The 14,625-nt window shown below is 63.4% G+C and carries 17 protein-coding genes; 12 read left to right on the top strand and 5 right to left on the bottom strand.

The window, feature by feature from the left end:
• Positions 1-67 precede the first annotated feature (67 nt).
• From ACK56M_RS24815 to ACK56M_RS24800, 4 genes are all read left to right on the top strand, one after another.
• Positions 68-454, top strand: coding sequence for a CidA/LrgA family protein (locus ACK56M_RS24815; RefSeq protein WP_015271778.1), 387 nt, complete (start codon positions 68-70; stop codon positions 452-454).
• Positions 444-1,130 (top strand): LrgB family protein, encoded by a 687-nt coding sequence (locus ACK56M_RS24810; protein ID WP_015271777.1) that lies wholly within the window; start codon positions 444-446, stop codon positions 1,128-1,130. The genes ACK56M_RS24815 and ACK56M_RS24810 overlap by 11 nt, the downstream gene beginning before the upstream one ends.
• Positions 1,131-1,306: 176 nt before the next feature.
• A complete protein-coding gene (locus tag ACK56M_RS24805; protein ID WP_039613040.1) occupies positions 1,307-2,212 on the top strand; it encodes an alpha/beta fold hydrolase in 906 nt (301 codons plus the stop codon).
• A 220-nt stretch (positions 2,213-2,432) separates the two neighbouring features.
• Complete coding sequence (locus ACK56M_RS24800; RefSeq protein WP_015271775.1) at positions 2,433-3,347, top strand: SDR family oxidoreductase; 915 nt, start codon at positions 2,433-2,435, stop codon at positions 3,345-3,347.
• A gap of 351 nt (positions 3,348-3,698) precedes the next feature.
• Here the strand turns inward: ACK56M_RS24800 and ACK56M_RS24795 are convergent, their stop codons facing one another.
• Complete coding sequence (locus ACK56M_RS24795) at positions 3,699-4,481, bottom strand: IclR family transcriptional regulator (protein ID WP_264209663.1); 783 nt, start codon at positions 4,479-4,481, stop codon at positions 3,699-3,701.
• A 174-nt stretch (positions 4,482-4,655) separates the two neighbouring features.
• Here ACK56M_RS24795 and hmgA point away from each other — a divergent pair, with 174 nt between their 5' ends.
• From hmgA to maiA, 3 genes are read left to right on the top strand one after another with little or no spacing between them, the layout of a single operon-like run.
• Entirely contained in the window at positions 4,656-5,957 is a 1,302-nt protein-coding gene (gene hmgA / locus ACK56M_RS24790) for a homogentisate 1,2-dioxygenase (protein ID WP_015271773.1), read from the top strand.
• A 3-nt stretch (positions 5,958-5,960) separates the two neighbouring features.
• Positions 5,961-7,253: a fumarylacetoacetase gene (fahA, locus tag ACK56M_RS24785; RefSeq protein WP_015271772.1), complete on the top strand. Its 1,293-nt coding sequence runs from the start codon at positions 5,961-5,963 to the stop codon at positions 7,251-7,253.
• Between the two features lie 12 nt (positions 7,254-7,265).
• Positions 7,266-7,898 carry a maleylacetoacetate isomerase gene (maiA, locus tag ACK56M_RS24780; RefSeq protein WP_411959118.1) on the top strand — a complete coding sequence of 211 codons (633 nt, stop codon included), beginning with the start codon at positions 7,266-7,268 and terminating at the stop codon, positions 7,896-7,898.
• Here maiA and ACK56M_RS24775 read toward each other — a convergent pair.
• Positions 7,892-8,698 (bottom strand): SirB1 family protein, encoded by an 807-nt coding sequence (locus ACK56M_RS24775; protein WP_013974185.1) that lies wholly within the window; start codon positions 8,696-8,698, stop codon positions 7,892-7,894. The two genes, maiA and ACK56M_RS24775, sit on opposite strands and share 7 nt — an antisense overlap.
• A 124-nt stretch (positions 8,699-8,822) precedes the next feature.
• Here ACK56M_RS24775 and ACK56M_RS24770 point away from each other — a divergent pair, with 124 nt between their 5' ends.
• Entirely contained in the window at positions 8,823-9,842 is a 1,020-nt protein-coding gene (locus ACK56M_RS24770) for a Leu/Phe/Val dehydrogenase (protein WP_015271770.1), read from the top strand.
• Positions 9,843-10,080: 238 nt separating this feature from the next.
• Here ACK56M_RS24770 and ACK56M_RS24765 read toward each other — a convergent pair whose 3' ends face one another.
• A complete protein-coding gene (locus ACK56M_RS24765) occupies positions 10,081-10,344 on the bottom strand; it encodes a YebG family protein (RefSeq protein WP_003260692.1) in 264 nt (87 codons plus the stop codon).
• A 600-nt stretch (positions 10,345-10,944) separates the two neighbouring features.
• On the opposite strand from ACK56M_RS24765, the gene ACK56M_RS24760 reads away from it, so the two are divergent.
• Positions 10,945-11,415, top strand: a complete 471-nt coding sequence (locus tag ACK56M_RS24760; protein ID WP_013974183.1) for a phosphate-starvation-inducible protein PsiE — start codon at positions 10,945-10,947, stop codon at positions 11,413-11,415.
• A gap of 3 nt (positions 11,416-11,418) precedes the next feature.
• On the opposite strand, the gene ACK56M_RS24755 is transcribed toward ACK56M_RS24760, so the two are convergent.
• The gene (locus ACK56M_RS24755; protein WP_024087728.1) at positions 11,419-11,709 is read right to left on the bottom strand and encodes a DUF3509 domain-containing protein; all 291 of its coding nucleotides are present in this window, start codon (positions 11,707-11,709) and stop codon (positions 11,419-11,421) included.
• Positions 11,710-11,830: 121 nt separating this feature from the next.
• Positions 11,831-12,178: an HPF/RaiA family ribosome-associated protein gene (locus tag ACK56M_RS24750; protein WP_003260689.1), complete on the bottom strand. Its 348-nt coding sequence runs from the start codon at positions 12,176-12,178 to the stop codon at positions 11,831-11,833.
• Positions 12,179-12,411: 233 nt separating this feature from the next.
• Here ACK56M_RS24750 and ACK56M_RS24745 point away from each other — a divergent pair, with 233 nt between their 5' ends.
• The 3 genes from ACK56M_RS24745 to ACK56M_RS24735 are packed head-to-tail and all read left to right on the top strand — an operon-like array spanning position 12,412 to position 14,617.
• The gene (locus ACK56M_RS24745) at positions 12,412-12,717 is read left to right on the top strand and encodes a DUF3649 domain-containing protein (protein WP_013974181.1); all 306 of its coding nucleotides are present in this window, start codon (positions 12,412-12,414) and stop codon (positions 12,715-12,717) included.
• A complete protein-coding gene (locus tag ACK56M_RS24740; RefSeq protein WP_015271768.1) occupies positions 12,714-14,291 on the top strand; it encodes a PepSY-associated TM helix domain-containing protein in 1,578 nt (525 codons plus the stop codon). Before ACK56M_RS24745 ends, ACK56M_RS24740 begins: the two co-directional genes overlap by 4 nt.
• Positions 14,291-14,617: a DUF3325 domain-containing protein gene (locus ACK56M_RS24735; protein ID WP_015271767.1), complete on the top strand. Its 327-nt coding sequence runs from the start codon at positions 14,291-14,293 to the stop codon at positions 14,615-14,617. Before ACK56M_RS24740 ends, ACK56M_RS24735 begins: the two co-directional genes overlap by 1 nt.
• Positions 14,618-14,625: the final 8 nt, after the last annotated feature.

The raw sequence follows: 14,625 nt of genomic DNA, 5'->3' as shown, positions 1-14,625 counted from the left end.
AGTCTAACAATTCGCTTCTGGCCTAGGCAGCCAAAACTTAAAATGAGGGCCTGTAGAGGACCCCCCCATGAAACCTGCGTTGTTGAAAAAAGCCCTGCGCCTGCTCGTCGAGCTGGCGATCCTCTGTGCTCTGTTCCTGCTCGGTGGCCAGCTTGCCACTTGGTTGGGCTGGCCGATTCCTGGCGGAGTGATGGGCTTGGCATTGCTGCTGTTGCTGTTTGCCTCAGGTGTGCTCAAGCCAGCCATGCTGCAACTGGGCGCAGGCTGGCTGATGGCTGAGATGCTGCTGTTCTTCATTCCGGCGCTGATGAGCCTGCTCGATTATGGCGCTCTGATCCGTGACGAGGGCTGGCGCATCCTGCTGGTGATTGCCGTGAGCACCCTGACGGTAATGGTGGTGACCGCGTTGACTGTGGAACTGGTGTGCCGCTGGAGGTTGCGCCATGAGCCTTGAACCCATGCCGCTGTTCTGGCTGGCCCTGACCTTGCTGGCGTACCTGGGCAGCCGCTGGCTGTACCGGCGCAGCGGGCGCTACCTGCTGTCGCCGCTGATCCTGGTGCCGGTACTGTTGCTGGCGGTGGCCGTGCCGCTGCACACCGCTTATGCCGAGTACGCCCGCAACACCCACTGGCTGATGAGTGTGCTTGGCCCGGTGACCGTGGCATTTGCGGTGCCGATCTGGCAGCAACGGGCCATGCTGGCGCGCCACTGGCCGGCACTGATGATGGGTATGGTCGCCGGTAGTAGCGCTTCGATCGCCAGTTCCTGGGGGTTGGCTCATATGTTGGCGCTGGACAGCGCGACCAGCCTGTCGCTGGTGCCGCGTTCTATCACCACGCCCTTTGCCATGCCACTGGCCCATGACCTGGGTGGCGTACCGGAGCTCACGGCGGTGTTCGTGATGTTCACCGGCGTACTGGGCGCCATGCTCGGCGGCGTGCTACTGCGCTGGTTGCCGTTGCGCACGCCGCTGGCGCGGGGCGCGCTGTTCGGTGTGGGCGCCCATGGTGCCGGTGTCAGCCGGGCACAGGAGGTAGGCCGGGAGGAGGGTTCGGTGGCCGGCCTGGTCATGGTCCTGACCGGGCTGTTGAACCTGTTCGCGGCACCGCTGCTGGCTGTGCTGCTCTGACCGTTCGTGCCACTGACTCGCCAAGTCATCAAGCTGGCTGGCAACGCAAGTTCCAGCCCATGGGCTGCTGGCTAGACTCAGCCTCGACATAGAGAGCACATGTAAGTGCCGAGGTGACATGCAATGACCGCAGCCTTGCTCTATTCCGCCAACACCACTTCACCGGGACCGTTCTGATGCCCATGGCCGAAATTCCATTGTGCGTCTGGCGTACCCGGGGACAGAGTTTCAGCTTCCGGGGCCAGAGCATCCGTTACTGGACCGCAGGGCAAGGAGAGCCCCTGCTTCTGTTGCACGGTTTCCCCACCGCCAGCTGGGATTGGCACTACCTTTGGGGGCCTTTGGCCCAGCGCTTCCGGGTTATCGCCTGTGACATGCTCGGCTTTGGCGATTCGGCCAAACCGGTCGATCACGTGTATAGCCTGATGGAGCAGGCCGACCTGCAGCAGGCTTTGCTCGCCGAGCTGAAGGTCGACCAGCCGGTGCATCTGTTGGCCCATGACTACGGCGGCAGTGTGGCCCAGGAAATGCTGGCGCGGCATCATGAACAGCGCGCCAGCATTGCCAGCTGCGTGTTCCTCAACAGCGGGCTGTTCCCCGAAAGCTGCCGCATGCTGCTGGTACAGAAGCTGTTGCTCAGCCGCCTGGGCTGGCTGGTAGGGCGCTCGTTCGGTCGCGACGACCTGGTGCGCAACGTGACCCAGGTCTACGGCCCTTGCACCCACCCTAGTGAAAGTGCGCTGGATGACTTCTGGAGCCTGATAGCCGCCAACCGTGGCACGCGCATCCTGCACAAGCTGGTGGGTTATATGCCAGAGCGCAGGTTGCACCGGGACCGCTGGGTTGGCGCGATGCAGCACGAAGGCGTGCCGCTGCGTTTCATCAATGGCGTGGACGACCCGCTTTCCGGCGCACACATGGTGGAGCGCTACCGGCAACTGGTGCCGGAGCCGGACACCGTGCAGTTGCAGGGCATCGGCCATTACCCGCATACCGAAGCGCCGGTGCAGGTGCTACGCCATTACCTGGCCTTTCGTGAACAACCGCTGAGCTGTTTCCAGCAGAAAGTGGCGTGGTCCTGACAGGGCCTCATCGCCGGCAAGGCGGCTCCCACAGGTACAGCGCATGCCTGGAGGCCGGCGCGGTTGGTGTGGGAGCTGGCTTGCCGGCGATGGGCCGCAAAGCGGCCCCATAACCATCGTGCTGCGTTATTGCCAGGCATTCAGCCTGCGTGAGCTTGATTGTCCGCCCGCCGCTGGCGGCGGACACTCGGCCTACCTGAACCTGCCTGGAGCCATGAGCATGAGCGAGCCTGTCTGTCTGCAAGATCGCGTGGTGATAGTCACCGGAGCCGGGGGCGGCCTGGGCCGTGCCCATGCGCTGCTGTTCGCTGCCCGTGGTGCGCGGGTGGTGGTCAACGACCTCGGCGGGTCCACCCACGGTGAAGGTGCCAGCGCCTCCGCCGCCGACCGGGTAGTAGAGGAGATCCGCGCTGCCGGGGGCAGTGCCATTGCCAACCATGATTCGGTCAGCCACGGCGCGCGTATTGTCGAGCAGGCCCTGGACAGCTTCGGCCGGGTCGATGTGCTGGTGAACAATGCCGGCATCCTGCGTGACAAAACCTTCCACAAGATGGAAGACAGCGACTGGGAGCAGGTGTATCAGGTGCATGTCGAGGGGGCTTACAAGGTCACCCGCGCCGCCTGGCCGCACCTGCGCGAGCAGAACTGGGGGCGGGTGATCTTCACCGCTTCCACGTCCGGCATCTACGGCAACTTCGGCCAGGCCAATTACGGCATGGCCAAACTGGGCCTGTATGGGCTGACACGTACCCTGGCGATCGAAGGGCGCAAGCACGGCATCCTGGTCAACGCCATCGCCCCCACGGGTGGCACCCGCATGACCGAAGGGTTGATCCCGCCCCAGGTGTTCGAGCGGCTCAAGCCTGAGCTGGTCAGCCCGCTGGTGGTGTATTTGGGCAGCGAGCAGTGCCAGGGCAGTGGTGAGCTGTTCGAAGTGGGTGGCGGTTGGGTGGGCAAGGTGCGTTGGGAGCGCAGCCTGGGGGTAGGCTTCGATCCGCGTGAAGGCTTTACTCCGGAGCAGGTGGCGGAGAACTGGGCACGGATTGGCGACTTCGACGGGGCAGTGCACCCACAGGACAGCTTGCAGGCGTTGCAGCAGATGATGGCGAACTTGCAGAAGTATCCGCTGGGCTGAGCTTTGTACTACCTGTGCTGGCCTCTTCGCGGGCTTGCCCGCTCCCACAGGGATATCACTGCCCTCAGGCTTGGTGATATCCCTGTGGGAGCGGGCCAGCCCGCGAAGAGGCCAGCACAGGCGACGGAAATTTTCAGGGCAAATAAAAAAGGCCGCTGCAAGCCGCAGCGGCCAATCGAGACGTCAGCAAGGAGCTTCAAAATCTACGTCGGTGAACCTCGCAGGCCTGAAAGGCGGGGGGGAGAGCCCTTCATGCCGGCCAGTGAGGTAAGAATAAGCGCCTGATCCTGCAGGAAAAATAGCCGCTTATGACATTCACCTTTACGTATCGGGCAATAGTGCCGAAGGCGCTCAGTTGGCGGGCGAATAGCCCATGCGCCAGCTGGTTTCCCGTGCTGCTGCCAGCAACCGTTGCGCCGCCGGACCATGCTCGTCGGCATGGAAGATCGAGGTCGGCCCGACCACCGTCATCACCGCGGCGATCTGCCCCATGGCATTGAACACCGGGGCCGACAGCGCATCCACGCCCGGCATCAACAGCCCGTGCACATGGTGCAGGCCACGTTCACGAATGCCCGCCAGTACTGCCTGGTAGTCGGCGGCGCTGTGCTGCAGGGCGGCCAGTTCCCGGTCACGCAATTCCACGGTCTCGCGCTCGGGAAGATAGGCGGCGAACACCAGCCCGGTGGACGAAGTGAGCAGCGGCAGAACCGAGCCGATCTGCGTTACCACCGTGACCGCGCGTACTGCCGGCTCGATGCTGACCACTGTCGCGCCCTGGTTGCCCCATACGGCAACGAAGCAGCTCTCGTTCAGTTCATCGCGCAGCTGTGACAATGGCAGCGCGGCAATCTTCAGCACATCGATGCTGCCCAGCGCCGCCAGCCCTACCCGAAGAGCCTCGCGCCCCAGGGCGTAATGGTTGGTGGCCGCATCCTGTTCGGCAAAACCGCTGGCGATCAACGCCTGCAGGTAACGGTGCACCTTGCTCGCTGGCATCTGCACATGTTCCGCCAGGCGCGACAGGGAGGTGGACGGGGAGAGCTCGGCAAGAGCCTTCAGGATGTCGGTGCCGACCTCCGCCGAGCGGACTTTCTGCTTGCCGTTGTCGGCGGGGGAGCTGGCTTTGGCCATGGACATCTTCTTCCGGATTCTTCGAGTCGCGCCTTTATAGCTTGACGCATTGCCCGTAGCAAATTACGTTATTCGTAATCTGATTACGATAAAAACAATGCAGACGCGCTGCCACCCCGCCCCGGGCCAGCAGCCAGCTGCCAGCAACGGCTCGGCCAGAGCCCGGAGGCATCGATGAATCGCGATACGTCACCCGACCTTCACTACCTCAGCGGCTTCGGCAACGAGTTTGCCAGCGAAGCGCTGCCAGGGGCCTTGCCGGTCGGGCAGAACTCGCCGCAGAAGGCGCCCTATGGGCTGTACGCCGAGCTGCTCTCGGGGACGGCGTTCACCATGACCCGCAGCGAACTGCGCCGCACGTGGCTGTACCGTATTCGCCCATCTGCCTTGCATCCCCGTTTCGAGCGCCTGGCGCGCCAGCCGCTGACCGGCCCGCTGGGGGCCATCACCCCCAACCGCCTGCGCTGGAACCCCCAGCCGATCCCCGTCGAACCGACCGATTTCATCGAGGGCTGGCTGCCCATGGTGGCCAACGCCGCTGCGGAAAAACCGGCCGGCGTGAGCATCTACATCTACCGCGCCAACCGGTCGATGGAGCGGGTGTTCTTCAACGCCGACGGTGAACTACTGCTGGTGCCGCAACAGGGCCGCCTGCGCATTGCCACCGAACTGGGGGTGATGGAAGTCGAGCCGCTGGAAATCGCGGTCATCCCGCGTGGCATGAAGTTTCGGGTGGAACTGCTCGACGGCGAGGCCCGCGGCTATATCGCCGAAAACCACGGCGCGCCGCTGCGCATCCCGGACCTGGGCCCGATCGGCAGCAACGGGCTGGCCAACCCGCGCGACTTCCTCACCCCTGTGGCGCGCTACGAAGAGGCCGATGGCCCGGTGCAGCTGGTGCAGAAGTTCCTGGGCGAACATTGGGCCTGCGAACTGCAGCACTCGCCACTGGACGTGGTCGCCTGGCATGGCAGCAACGTGCCGTACAAGTACGACCTGCGTCGCTTCAACACCATCGGTACGGTCAGCTTCGACCACCCGGACCCGTCGATCTTCACTGTGCTGACCTCGCCGACCAGCGTGCATGGCATGGCCAACATGGACTTCGTGATCTTCCCGCCACGCTGGATGGTGGCCGAGAACACCTTCCGTCCACCATGGTTCCACCGCAACCTGATGAACGAGTTCATGGGCCTGATCAATGGTGCCTACGACGCCAAGGCCGAGGGCTTCCTGCCGGGTGGCGCCTCGCTGCACGGGGTTATGAGCGCCCATGGCCCCGACGCCGAAACCTGCGAAAAGGCTATTGCTGCCGACCTGGCACCGCACAAGATCGACAACACCATGGCCTTCATGTTCGAGACCAGCCAGGTGCTGCGCCCGAGCCTGCAAGCCCTTGAATGCCCGCAGTTGCAGGCCGACTACGATAGTTGCTGGGCCACCTTGCCGAGCACCTTCAACCCGAACCGGAGATAACCCATGAATCAGACCGCCATTGCCCGTAGCTGGGTCGAGCACGCCAACGGGCACAGCGACTTCCCGCTGCAGAACCTGCCGTTGGGCATCTTCAGCCGGCCGGGTGAAGCCAAGCGCTGTGGCGTGGCCATCGGCGACGCGATCCTCGACCTGGAGGCGGTGCTGGCCGCAGGCCTGTTCGACGGTGCCGCCAAGGCCGCGGTCGAGGCCACCCGTGGTGGGGTCTTGAACGCATTCTTCGCCCTCGGCCGCGGTGCCCGCGTCGCCCTGCGCGAGCGCCTGCTGGTGCTGCTGGGCGAACACAGTGAACATAAGGCGGCACTGCAGGCCGCCCTGTACCCGGCCAGCGCCTGCCAGCTGCATGTACCGGCGCAGATCGGTGACTACACCGACTTCTACGTGGGCATCGAGCACGCCAAGAACGTGGGCAAGCTGTTCCGCCCCGACAACCCGCTGCTGCCCAACTACAAGTACGTGCCGATCGGTTATCACGGCCGTGCCTCGACCATCCGCCCGTCCGGCACCGATGTGCGCCGGCCCAAGGGCCAGACGCTGCCGGCCGGGCACACCGAGCCAAGCTTCGGCCCCTGCGCGCGCCTGGACTACGAGCTGGAGCTGGGTATCTGGATCGGCCAGGGCAACGACATTGGTCAGGCGATCCCGGTAGGCGATGCCGCCGAGCACGTGGCTGGCCTGTGCCTGCTCAACGACTGGTCGGCGCGCGATATCCAGGCCTGGGAATACCAGCCGCTGGGGCCGTTCCTGTCCAAGAGCTTCATCACCACCATCTCGCCTTGGGTAGTTACCGCCGAAGCGCTTGAGCCGTTCCGTTGTGCCCAGCCCTCACGCCCGGAAGGCGACCCGCAGCCACTGTCGTACCTGCTGGACAAGCGCGACCAGGCCGCTGGTGCATTCGATATCGAGCTTGAGGTACTGCTGCTGACCGAGCGCATGCGCGAGCAGGATCTTGCCCCGCACCGCCTGACCCTGAGCAACACCCGCAGCATGTACTGGACCGTGGCGCAGCTGGTCGCGCACCACAGCGTCAACGGCTGCCAGTTGCAACCGGGCGACCTGTTCGGTTCGGGCACGCTGTCGGGCGCCACTCCAGGTTCGTTCGGCAGCCTGCTGGAGATAACCGAAGGGGGCAAGCACCCGGTGGAACTGGCCAGTGGCGAGGTGCGCAAGTTCCTCGAAGACGGCGACGAGATCATCCTGCGTGCCCGCTGCGTGCGTGATGGCGTGGCCAGCATCGGTTTCGGTGAATGCCGCGGCACGGTCATCGCGGCCAACTGAGGAGGCACGGGCATGGAGCTGTACACCTATTACCGTTCCACCTCGTCCTACCGGGTGCGCATTGCCCTGGCGCTGAAGGGGCTGGCCTACCAGTCCGTGCCGGTCAACCTGTTGCAGGGTGAGCAGCGCGGTTCGGGCTATGTCGCGGTCAACCCGCAGGGCCGCGTGCCGGCCTTGCGCACCGATGGCGGTGAGCTGCTGGTGCAGTCGCCGGCGATCATCGAGTACCTGGAGGAGGTTTATCCACAGCCCGCGCTGCTGCCTTCTGCGGCCGAGGCGCGCGCCAAGGTACGGGGCGTGGCGGCGATCATCGGCTGCGACATCCACCCGCTGCACAACGTAAGCGTGCTCAACCGGCTGCGCCAGGCCGGCCAGGACGAAAGCCAGGTCAACCAGTGGATTGGTCACTGGATCAGCCAAGGGCTGGCGGCAGTTGAGCAACTGATAGGCGATCATGGCTTCTGCTTCGGCGATGAGCCGGGCCTGGCGGATGTCTATCTGATCCCGCAGTTGTACGCGGCCGAACGCTTCAACATCGACCTCGACAGTTTCCCGCGCATCCTTCGGGTTGCCGCCCTTGCGGCCGAGCACGTGGCGTTCGCCCAGGCCCACCCCGCCCTGCAGCCGGACAGCCCGGCTCAGTGAATGGAACGGTTCGCCGCCGGAAGCTTGCCGATACGTTCGGAAAGCTTCAGGCGCTGGACCGGGTCCTCTGTCAGCAATAACGCATGCTCCAGATCAAAGCGCTCGGCCTGCGGGCAATCCAGATGCTGATATAGCGAAGCGCGAGTCACATAGTCGCTGACCTGCACCGGGCCCAGTTGCATGACCCGCTCGGCATCGATCAGTGCCGCCAGGTGGTTGTCGTTGCTTATATGCAACTGGCGCAGGTTGCGTGACAGGCGTTGCAGCATCTGCAGCGGGCTGGCACTGCGCATGTGTTCGGCAGTCAGCGCTACATGCGGGCCGAACTGGCGAGCCAGCAGCTCACGGCAGTCGTTGGGGTAGAGACGCCGGCCGCCACAGGGGTCAAGCAGGTGATCGGCACCCGGCACGCGCAGCAGGAAATGGCCAGGGAAGCCTACGCCCTCAAGGGGTATGGACAGACGCCGGGCCAGTTCCAGGGCGAGGATGGCAAGTGTCAGTGGTTGGCCACGGCGGCGTTGCAGCACCTTGTCCATCATCGCGGCATGCGGGCGCAGCGGGTGATATTCATCCTGCTGGAAGCCCAGGGCATTGAGTTGGCGCAGCAGTGGCTGTGCCAGTTCGCACAGCGGCAGCATCGGCAGATTGGTGCTTATCTCGCGCTGCAGGTCATGCAGCTTGGCAAGGCTGGCCGCGGGCTCGACGCTTCGGTCGTGCTCGGCGGCAATCCATAATGCGGCTTCCAGCAGGGCGACGGGCTCGCGTTCCAGGCAGGCCAGGCAGGCTTGACGTGGCTTCATGGGGCTTCTCCACACACGTTTGAGTATTAGCCGTGGCGCGCGGTTTCGTCCAGTGGTCCGGCGGCGCTACCAGCCCAAGGGCCGTGCCTATACTGGAAAGAGCACCTCGTAGGGGAGCCTGTCGATGTTCGCGCTGATGCAAAGCACCCGTACCCAGTCGCTGCACTTGTTCACCGATCCGCCTACCGGCCTGAAGGCTGTGGTGGTGATCCACAGCGAGCAGTTGGGCCCCGCCATGGGCGGTTGCCGCTACCTGCCTTATGCCGATGATGAAAGCGCCATGACAGACGCCATTCGCCTTGCCCAGGGTATGAGCTACAAGGCGGCGCTGGCTGGCCTGCCATTGGGGGGCGGCAAGGCGGTGATCATGCGCAACCCGCATGTGGAAAACCGTGCCGCGCTGTTCGAGGCCTTTGGCCGCTTCATCGACACCTTGCAAGGGCGCTTCATCATCGCCGTGGACAGCGGCACCTCGACCCTGGACATGGACTGCATTGCCCAGAGCACACCGCATGTGACCAGCACCACGGCCTCGGGTGACCCCTCACCGCATGCGGCGATGGGGGTTTTTGCTGGCATTCGTGCCACCACTTCGTTCCGCCTTGGCAGTGATGACCTGCAAGGGCTGCGGGTTGCGGTGCAAGGGCTGGGCAATGTCGGTTATGCGCTGGCGGAGCAGCTGCATGCGGCAGGGGCGGACCTGCTGGTGAGCGATCTGGACCCTGGACGAGTGCGGCTGGCGGTGGAGCAGTTCAATGCCCATCCGGTGACCAACGATGCGTTGATCAGCACCCCTTGCGACATCTTTGCCCCTTGCGGTGTGGGGCCGGTGTTGAACGGGCAGAGCGTGATGCAGTTGCGTTGTGCGGCCGTGGCGGGGGCGGCGAACAACCAGCTGACCACCTTGCAGGTAGCCGACCAGTTGGAGTCGCGCGGGATACTGTATGCGCCCGATTACGTGATCAATGCCGGTGGGTTGATCTACGTGGCACTTACCCATCGTGGCGAAGACCTGGGCACCATCACCGCGCACCTGGCGCGGATACCTTCACGGCTGACCGAAGTGTTTGGCCATGCACAGGCAGAGAAGCGCTCGCCGGCGCGGGTGGCGCAGATGTTGGCGGAGCGGTTGCTCTACGGCTGATGTAATTTGTGTTCTTGCACTGGCCCTATCGCCGGCAAGCCAGCGCCCACCCCTGTCGCGCCGACTTGTAGGAGCAGCCTTGCGCTGCGAAGAGGCCATTACTGCCGAAGAATATCTGTTGCTCAACTACCCTCTTCGCAGCACAAGGCTGCTCCTACAGGGTAATGAGGTGACCTGAGCAATGGAGCAAGCCATGTACCCCCGTGGAGCTTGCTGGCGATGAGGCCAGTGCAGGCAATTACTCGGCCGCTGGCGCTTCGAGCAACTCGGCCAGCGCATCCGGCTGGCTCTTGAACGCCCGGGCGAACACATCGCGGTTTTTGGCCATGTAGATACCGGCTTCCTCGACCTGTTTCTCGCTCAGCGAGGGCACTGCCTTGTGCAGTACTTCGGCCAGGCGCTCGGCCAGTTCGAGCATCTTGTCGTGACGGTCTGCTTCGGCCTTATCCATGAACAAGCGCTCCGGGTCGCGGCTGCTGCGGTACACCACTTCGACGGCCATTCATCACCTCTATGCCTTTTGCTGGTTGCGTTTCGATTTGCTGTATCTATATACAGTAATGGCAATGTTGATTGCTTCGCAAGCAGAAATTGTAGCGTGGTGCAGAGCGCTTACTGCTTCATGCCCAACTCAGCATCATCCATCAGCGCCTGGCCATCCGGGCACTTTCGCGGGTTTACCCGCGAAGAGGCCAGCCCAGACAACGCAACACTCAAACCTCAGTGCAAACTCCGAGGCTCAGCGGGCATCTGCACCTGAACCAGTGCCGACTCAAGCAAAGCCCGCAACGTCTCCAGCTCATGCATTGAGGTCATCATCAAATCAAAGCCGGTCGCTGTTTGGCAGCGACGATCCGAGACTAGTGCTCATCCCCGAACACCACAATGGCAGGGAGTATCTTTGGGAAATGCCCTACAAGGAAGGGGTTAAATCTGATTTTTCCCCAGCGCATGGTCGTGTTTCTGGCAACTTGCCACGCCTCAAGGTGCCTTGCGGCAATCGGTCGCCTTCCAAGGCAGGGGCCTGGCCCTTTAACTGCATGGCACAAGCGTCACACCGGTGACGCATCATCCTTCAAGACGTATCGGGGAATGGAACATCGTGAACATCAAATGGGCAGAAAAGCTGCGAAAGGGGCTGCACGGCTCGGCCGACTCGCTGGGAAACCTGTGCGTCGAGGCATTCCATTACCTGGCGCTGTTCGGCATTGGCGCGATCACCGCCTATGCGGCGGTGATGACGTTCCTCGACATGCTCGGCAAGGGCGGGGTCAGTGTCGATGACATCCTGCTGCTGTTCATCTACCTGGAGCTGGGGGCGATGGTCGGTATCTACTTCAAGACCAACCACATGCCGATCCGCTTCCTGCTGTACGTGGCCATCACCGCGCTGACCCGCCTGCTGATCGGCGACGTCTCGCACCACAAGGCGCCGGACGTAGGGCTGTTGTACCTGTGCGGTGGCATCCTGTTGCTGGCGTTCGCGATCCTGGTGGTGCGCTACGCCTCGTACCGCTACCCCTCGACCAAGGTACTGGATGCCAGCGGCAAGGAAGTGGAGGAGGGCAAGTAGCCCTCAGTTGGCGATGAAATGGCGCGGCTCGTGGCGGGCGTCACGGGTCAGCGCGGCCAGCACCTGAAGGGGGTTCTGGTTGTGCTCGATGGCCAGGCCCAGGCGGATGCTGTCGATCACCCGCTGCAGGCGCACCGGGTCATTGCGCTGGGCCTGGGTGATGAGGCGCTTGGCGACCACGCCAGCGTCGTCGGACAGGGTCAGCATGATGCTGCCGTCGAGGTTTGCAATGCTCAGGTTGACCCGGTATTCGGGGGCGAATGCAGCACTGATTCGTTCGAATGGGTTGTTCATGGTCATGCTTCTGCGCTGAATGAATGCAGAAGTTGACCGGGGAAATTACCTGTTGGTTCAGCGCCATCGATCGATACAAACGAAAACGCCCGGCATCAGGCCGGGCGTCTTGTGTTGCCGATCAGGCGTCTGGGTCACTCAGTTCCAGGGCGCCGCGCTTGCTGCGCAGTTTGCCGTAGAAGTGTTCCAGCGCGTGGTTGAGCTTGGTGGCGGCACCATCGACCGCCTGGTCCAGCGAAGTGGCGGTGTGGGTCACGGAAATCGGTTGATGGCCTTTGGGGCGAGCCTCCATCTGGCAGCGTTTGTCATGCGGTCCGGGCTTGGCGCCGTTCTCGTCGCGCAGGTGGACCTCGATGCGGGTGAGGTCGTCTTCGTAACGTTCCAGCGAGTTCTGCAGTGTGCTGCGGACCCACTGGTCGAGCCGGGCGTTGCCTTCGAAATGGTTGCTGCTGTTGACCTGGATTTGCATGATTCAATCCTTATTCAGCTTGCTCGCATGGAGACGCGCCTAGGCCTCTGAGACCCTTGGTATTTCTGCGTCTCTTGACTCTAAGGTCAGGCAACGGCGAAACGAATTCAAGCCCTTTTTGAAAATAAATTTCTTGTTGCATTCAAGGCAGCAGGCGACTCATCGCGTGGCCTTTGCTTATGAGAATTGAAATCATTATTATTGCAGCCCCGAAAACGCCCGGACCATCGCACATGACGCGCAAAACCGCCGGTCTCTCGCTCAGCTATCGCCTGGCCGTGACGTCACGCAGCCTTGCCGCGCTGCTGGGTGGCTACCTGCTGGCGTCCGTGGCCAGCGTCTGCATTTCCCTGGTAGCGCCGCTGCCACGGGTCGATGCCACGCTCACCGGCCTGCTGCTGTCATTCGTTTTCTACCTGCTGGCGTTCATCTGGTGCTTTGCCTGCCGCAGCGCTTTGCGCGCCTGGCTGGGCGTACTGGCGCCAAGCGTGCTGCTGGGGGTGATCAGCGGGTTGGCATACTGGATGAAAACCCCATGAAAGAAGGCTTCCGCCAGGCCATGGCCTGGCTGCACACCTGGACCGGCCTGATCTTCGGCTGGCTGTTGTTCGCCATCTTCCTCACCGGCACGCTGTCGTATTTCAAGGAAGAAATCACCCACTGGTCGCAGCCAGAAGTGCGCAGCCATGCATTGGACCCGACCCATAGCCTGGAGGTGGCCCAGCGGTACCTGCAGGACAACGCCGGGCATTCGGGCACCTGGCTGATCCGCATGCCCAACGCACGCGAGGCCGCCTTGAACGTGGGTTATCGCGACCCAAATGGCGGGCCACGCGGTTTCGTCACCAAGACCCTTGATACCCAGACCGGGCAGCCGGTGGCGGCACGCGACAGTCGCGGTGGCGAGTTCTTCTACCGTTTCCACTTCCAGTTGCAGATGCCACACCCTTTCGGCCGATGGCTATCGACGTTGTGCGCCTTCATCATGCTGTTGGGGCTGGTCACCGGCATCATCACCCATAAGAAAATCTTCAAGGAGTTCTTCACTTTCCGTCCAGGCAAGGGCCAGCGCTCCTGGCTGGACGGGCACAACGCCATTGGCGTGCTGGTGCTGCCCTTCCACCTGATGATCAGCTACAGCAGCCTGGTGTTGTTCATGTACATGGTGATGCCGGCGGGCATCATGGCCAGCTACGGCAACGACACCGGCAAGTACTTCAACGAACTGTTCGGCCGTAACAATGCGCCCAAGGCGGCCCATGTGGCCGCGCCGCTGGTACCGTTGCCGAGCCTCTATGCCAAGGTGCAGGACCTGCAACCGGGCGCGCGTATCGGCCGTATCCAGGTGGAAAATGCCGGCGACAGCAATGCCCGCGTTACCTTCACGCAATCGGCTGCCGACCACGTGGCTTACCGGCGTAGCGCCAACTGGACCTTCGATGGCGTCAGCGGTGCTCTGCTGGGCCAGGGCAAACCGGAGAGTGGGGCAATGATGACCGCCTTCAGCTTTGCTGGCCTGCACATGGGCAATTTCGCCGGGCCCTGGCTGCGCTGGCTGTACTTCTTCTTTGGCGTGGCCGGTACTGCGGTGATTGGCACCGGCCTGGTGATGTGGCTGGGCAAGCGCCAGCTCAAGCATGCCAGAAGCGAACGCCTGCCGGGCGAACTGCGCCTGGTCGAGGTGCTCAATATCGCCAGCATGAGCGGCCTGTTGCTGGCCGTGGCGGGCTTCTTCTGGGCCAACCGCCTGATCCCGATGGGCGTCGAAGGCCGGGCCGACTGGGAGGTCAACGCCTTCTTCACCGTCTGGGGCCTGTCGCTGGTGCATGCCGTGTTGCGCAGTGGGCGACGGGCATGGGGCGAGCAACTGGCACTGGGCGCGCTGGCCTTCGCCTTGCTGCCGCTGCTTAACGGCCTGACCACCGGCCAGGGCCTGAACCATTCGCTACCTGCGGGTGACTGGGCCATGGCTGGTTTCGACCTGACAGCGCTGGGCACCGGCCTGTTCCTGGCCTGGTTGGCCGGCAAGATGTTACACAGCCCGAAGGCTGTGGCCATGCGGGCCCCTCGTGCGGCAAGGAAGCCAAGCACTGAGACGGCGGAGGCGAGCTGATGCTGGGTAATGCACTGATCGCTTACGCCGGCTTCGTTGCCCTGTGCCTGGCCATGGAGAAGCACTTCGTCGACCTGCTCGGGCGCAAGCCGCGCCCCGGGCAGTTGCGCCTGTTGCGCAGCGCCGGTTGGCTGTTGCTGGTGCTGTCGCTGGTGCTCAGCGTGCACCTGCGGGGCTGGGCCCATGGCTTGGTGGAGTGGACCGCAGTGATGATGGCCGGGGTGACCCTGTGGGTGTTCGGCCTGCCATACCAGCCCCGCCTGTTGCTGGGCCTGGCCGCCGCCAGCGTGGTGCTGGGGCCGTTGCTGGCCGTGTTCGCCGAGTGACCAGGTGA

Origin of the sequence: Pseudomonas sp. s4 (assembly GCF_046764235.1) — a bacterium.
GTDB classification, from domain to species: Bacteria; Pseudomonadota; Gammaproteobacteria; order Pseudomonadales; family Pseudomonadaceae; genus Aquipseudomonas; species Aquipseudomonas asiatica.
The sequence above is the reverse complement of the archived record's forward strand: the minus strand, read 5'-3'. Positions and strand labels throughout refer to the sequence as shown.

Excerpts from the sequence above, each read along its gene's own strand:
- ACK56M_RS24815 (WP_015271778.1), top strand. The coding sequence starts at position 68 with ATGAAACCTGCGTTGTTGAAAAAAGCCCTGCGCCTGCTCGTCGAGCTG.
- ACK56M_RS24765 (WP_003260692.1), bottom strand. The coding sequence starts at position 10,344 with ATGGCCGTCGAAGTGGTGTACCGCAGCAGCCGCGACCCGGAGCGCTTG.
- ACK56M_RS24740 (WP_015271768.1), top strand. The coding sequence starts at position 12,714 with ATGAAAGAAGGCTTCCGCCAGGCCATGGCCTGGCTGCACACCTGGACC.
- ACK56M_RS24795 (WP_264209663.1), bottom strand. The coding sequence starts at position 4,481 with ATGGCCAAAGCCAGCTCCCCCGCCGACAACGGCAAGCAGAAAGTCCGC.
- ACK56M_RS24735 (WP_015271767.1), top strand. The coding sequence starts at position 14,291 with ATGCTGGGTAATGCACTGATCGCTTACGCCGGCTTCGTTGCCCTGTGC.
- ACK56M_RS24755 (WP_024087728.1), bottom strand. The coding sequence starts at position 11,709 with ATGAACAACCCATTCGAACGAATCAGTGCTGCATTCGCCCCCGAATAC.
- ACK56M_RS24750 (WP_003260689.1), bottom strand. The coding sequence starts at position 12,178 with ATGCAAATCCAGGTCAACAGCAGCAACCATTTCGAAGGCAACGCCCGG.
- ACK56M_RS24800 (WP_015271775.1), top strand. The coding sequence starts at position 2,433 with ATGAGCGAGCCTGTCTGTCTGCAAGATCGCGTGGTGATAGTCACCGGA.
- ACK56M_RS24745 (WP_013974181.1), top strand. The coding sequence starts at position 12,412 with ATGACGCGCAAAACCGCCGGTCTCTCGCTCAGCTATCGCCTGGCCGTG.
- ACK56M_RS24775 (WP_013974185.1), bottom strand. The coding sequence starts at position 8,698 with ATGAAGCCACGTCAAGCCTGCCTGGCCTGCCTGGAACGCGAGCCCGTC.
- fahA (WP_015271772.1), top strand. The coding sequence starts at position 5,961 with ATGAATCAGACCGCCATTGCCCGTAGCTGGGTCGAGCACGCCAACGGG.
- ACK56M_RS24810 (WP_015271777.1), top strand. The coding sequence starts at position 444 with ATGAGCCTTGAACCCATGCCGCTGTTCTGGCTGGCCCTGACCTTGCTG.
- ACK56M_RS24770 (WP_015271770.1), top strand. The coding sequence starts at position 8,823 with ATGTTCGCGCTGATGCAAAGCACCCGTACCCAGTCGCTGCACTTGTTC.
- ACK56M_RS24805 (WP_039613040.1), top strand. The coding sequence starts at position 1,307 with ATGCCCATGGCCGAAATTCCATTGTGCGTCTGGCGTACCCGGGGACAG.
- maiA (WP_411959118.1), top strand. The coding sequence starts at position 7,266 with ATGGAGCTGTACACCTATTACCGTTCCACCTCGTCCTACCGGGTGCGC.
- hmgA (WP_015271773.1), top strand. The coding sequence starts at position 4,656 with ATGAATCGCGATACGTCACCCGACCTTCACTACCTCAGCGGCTTCGGC.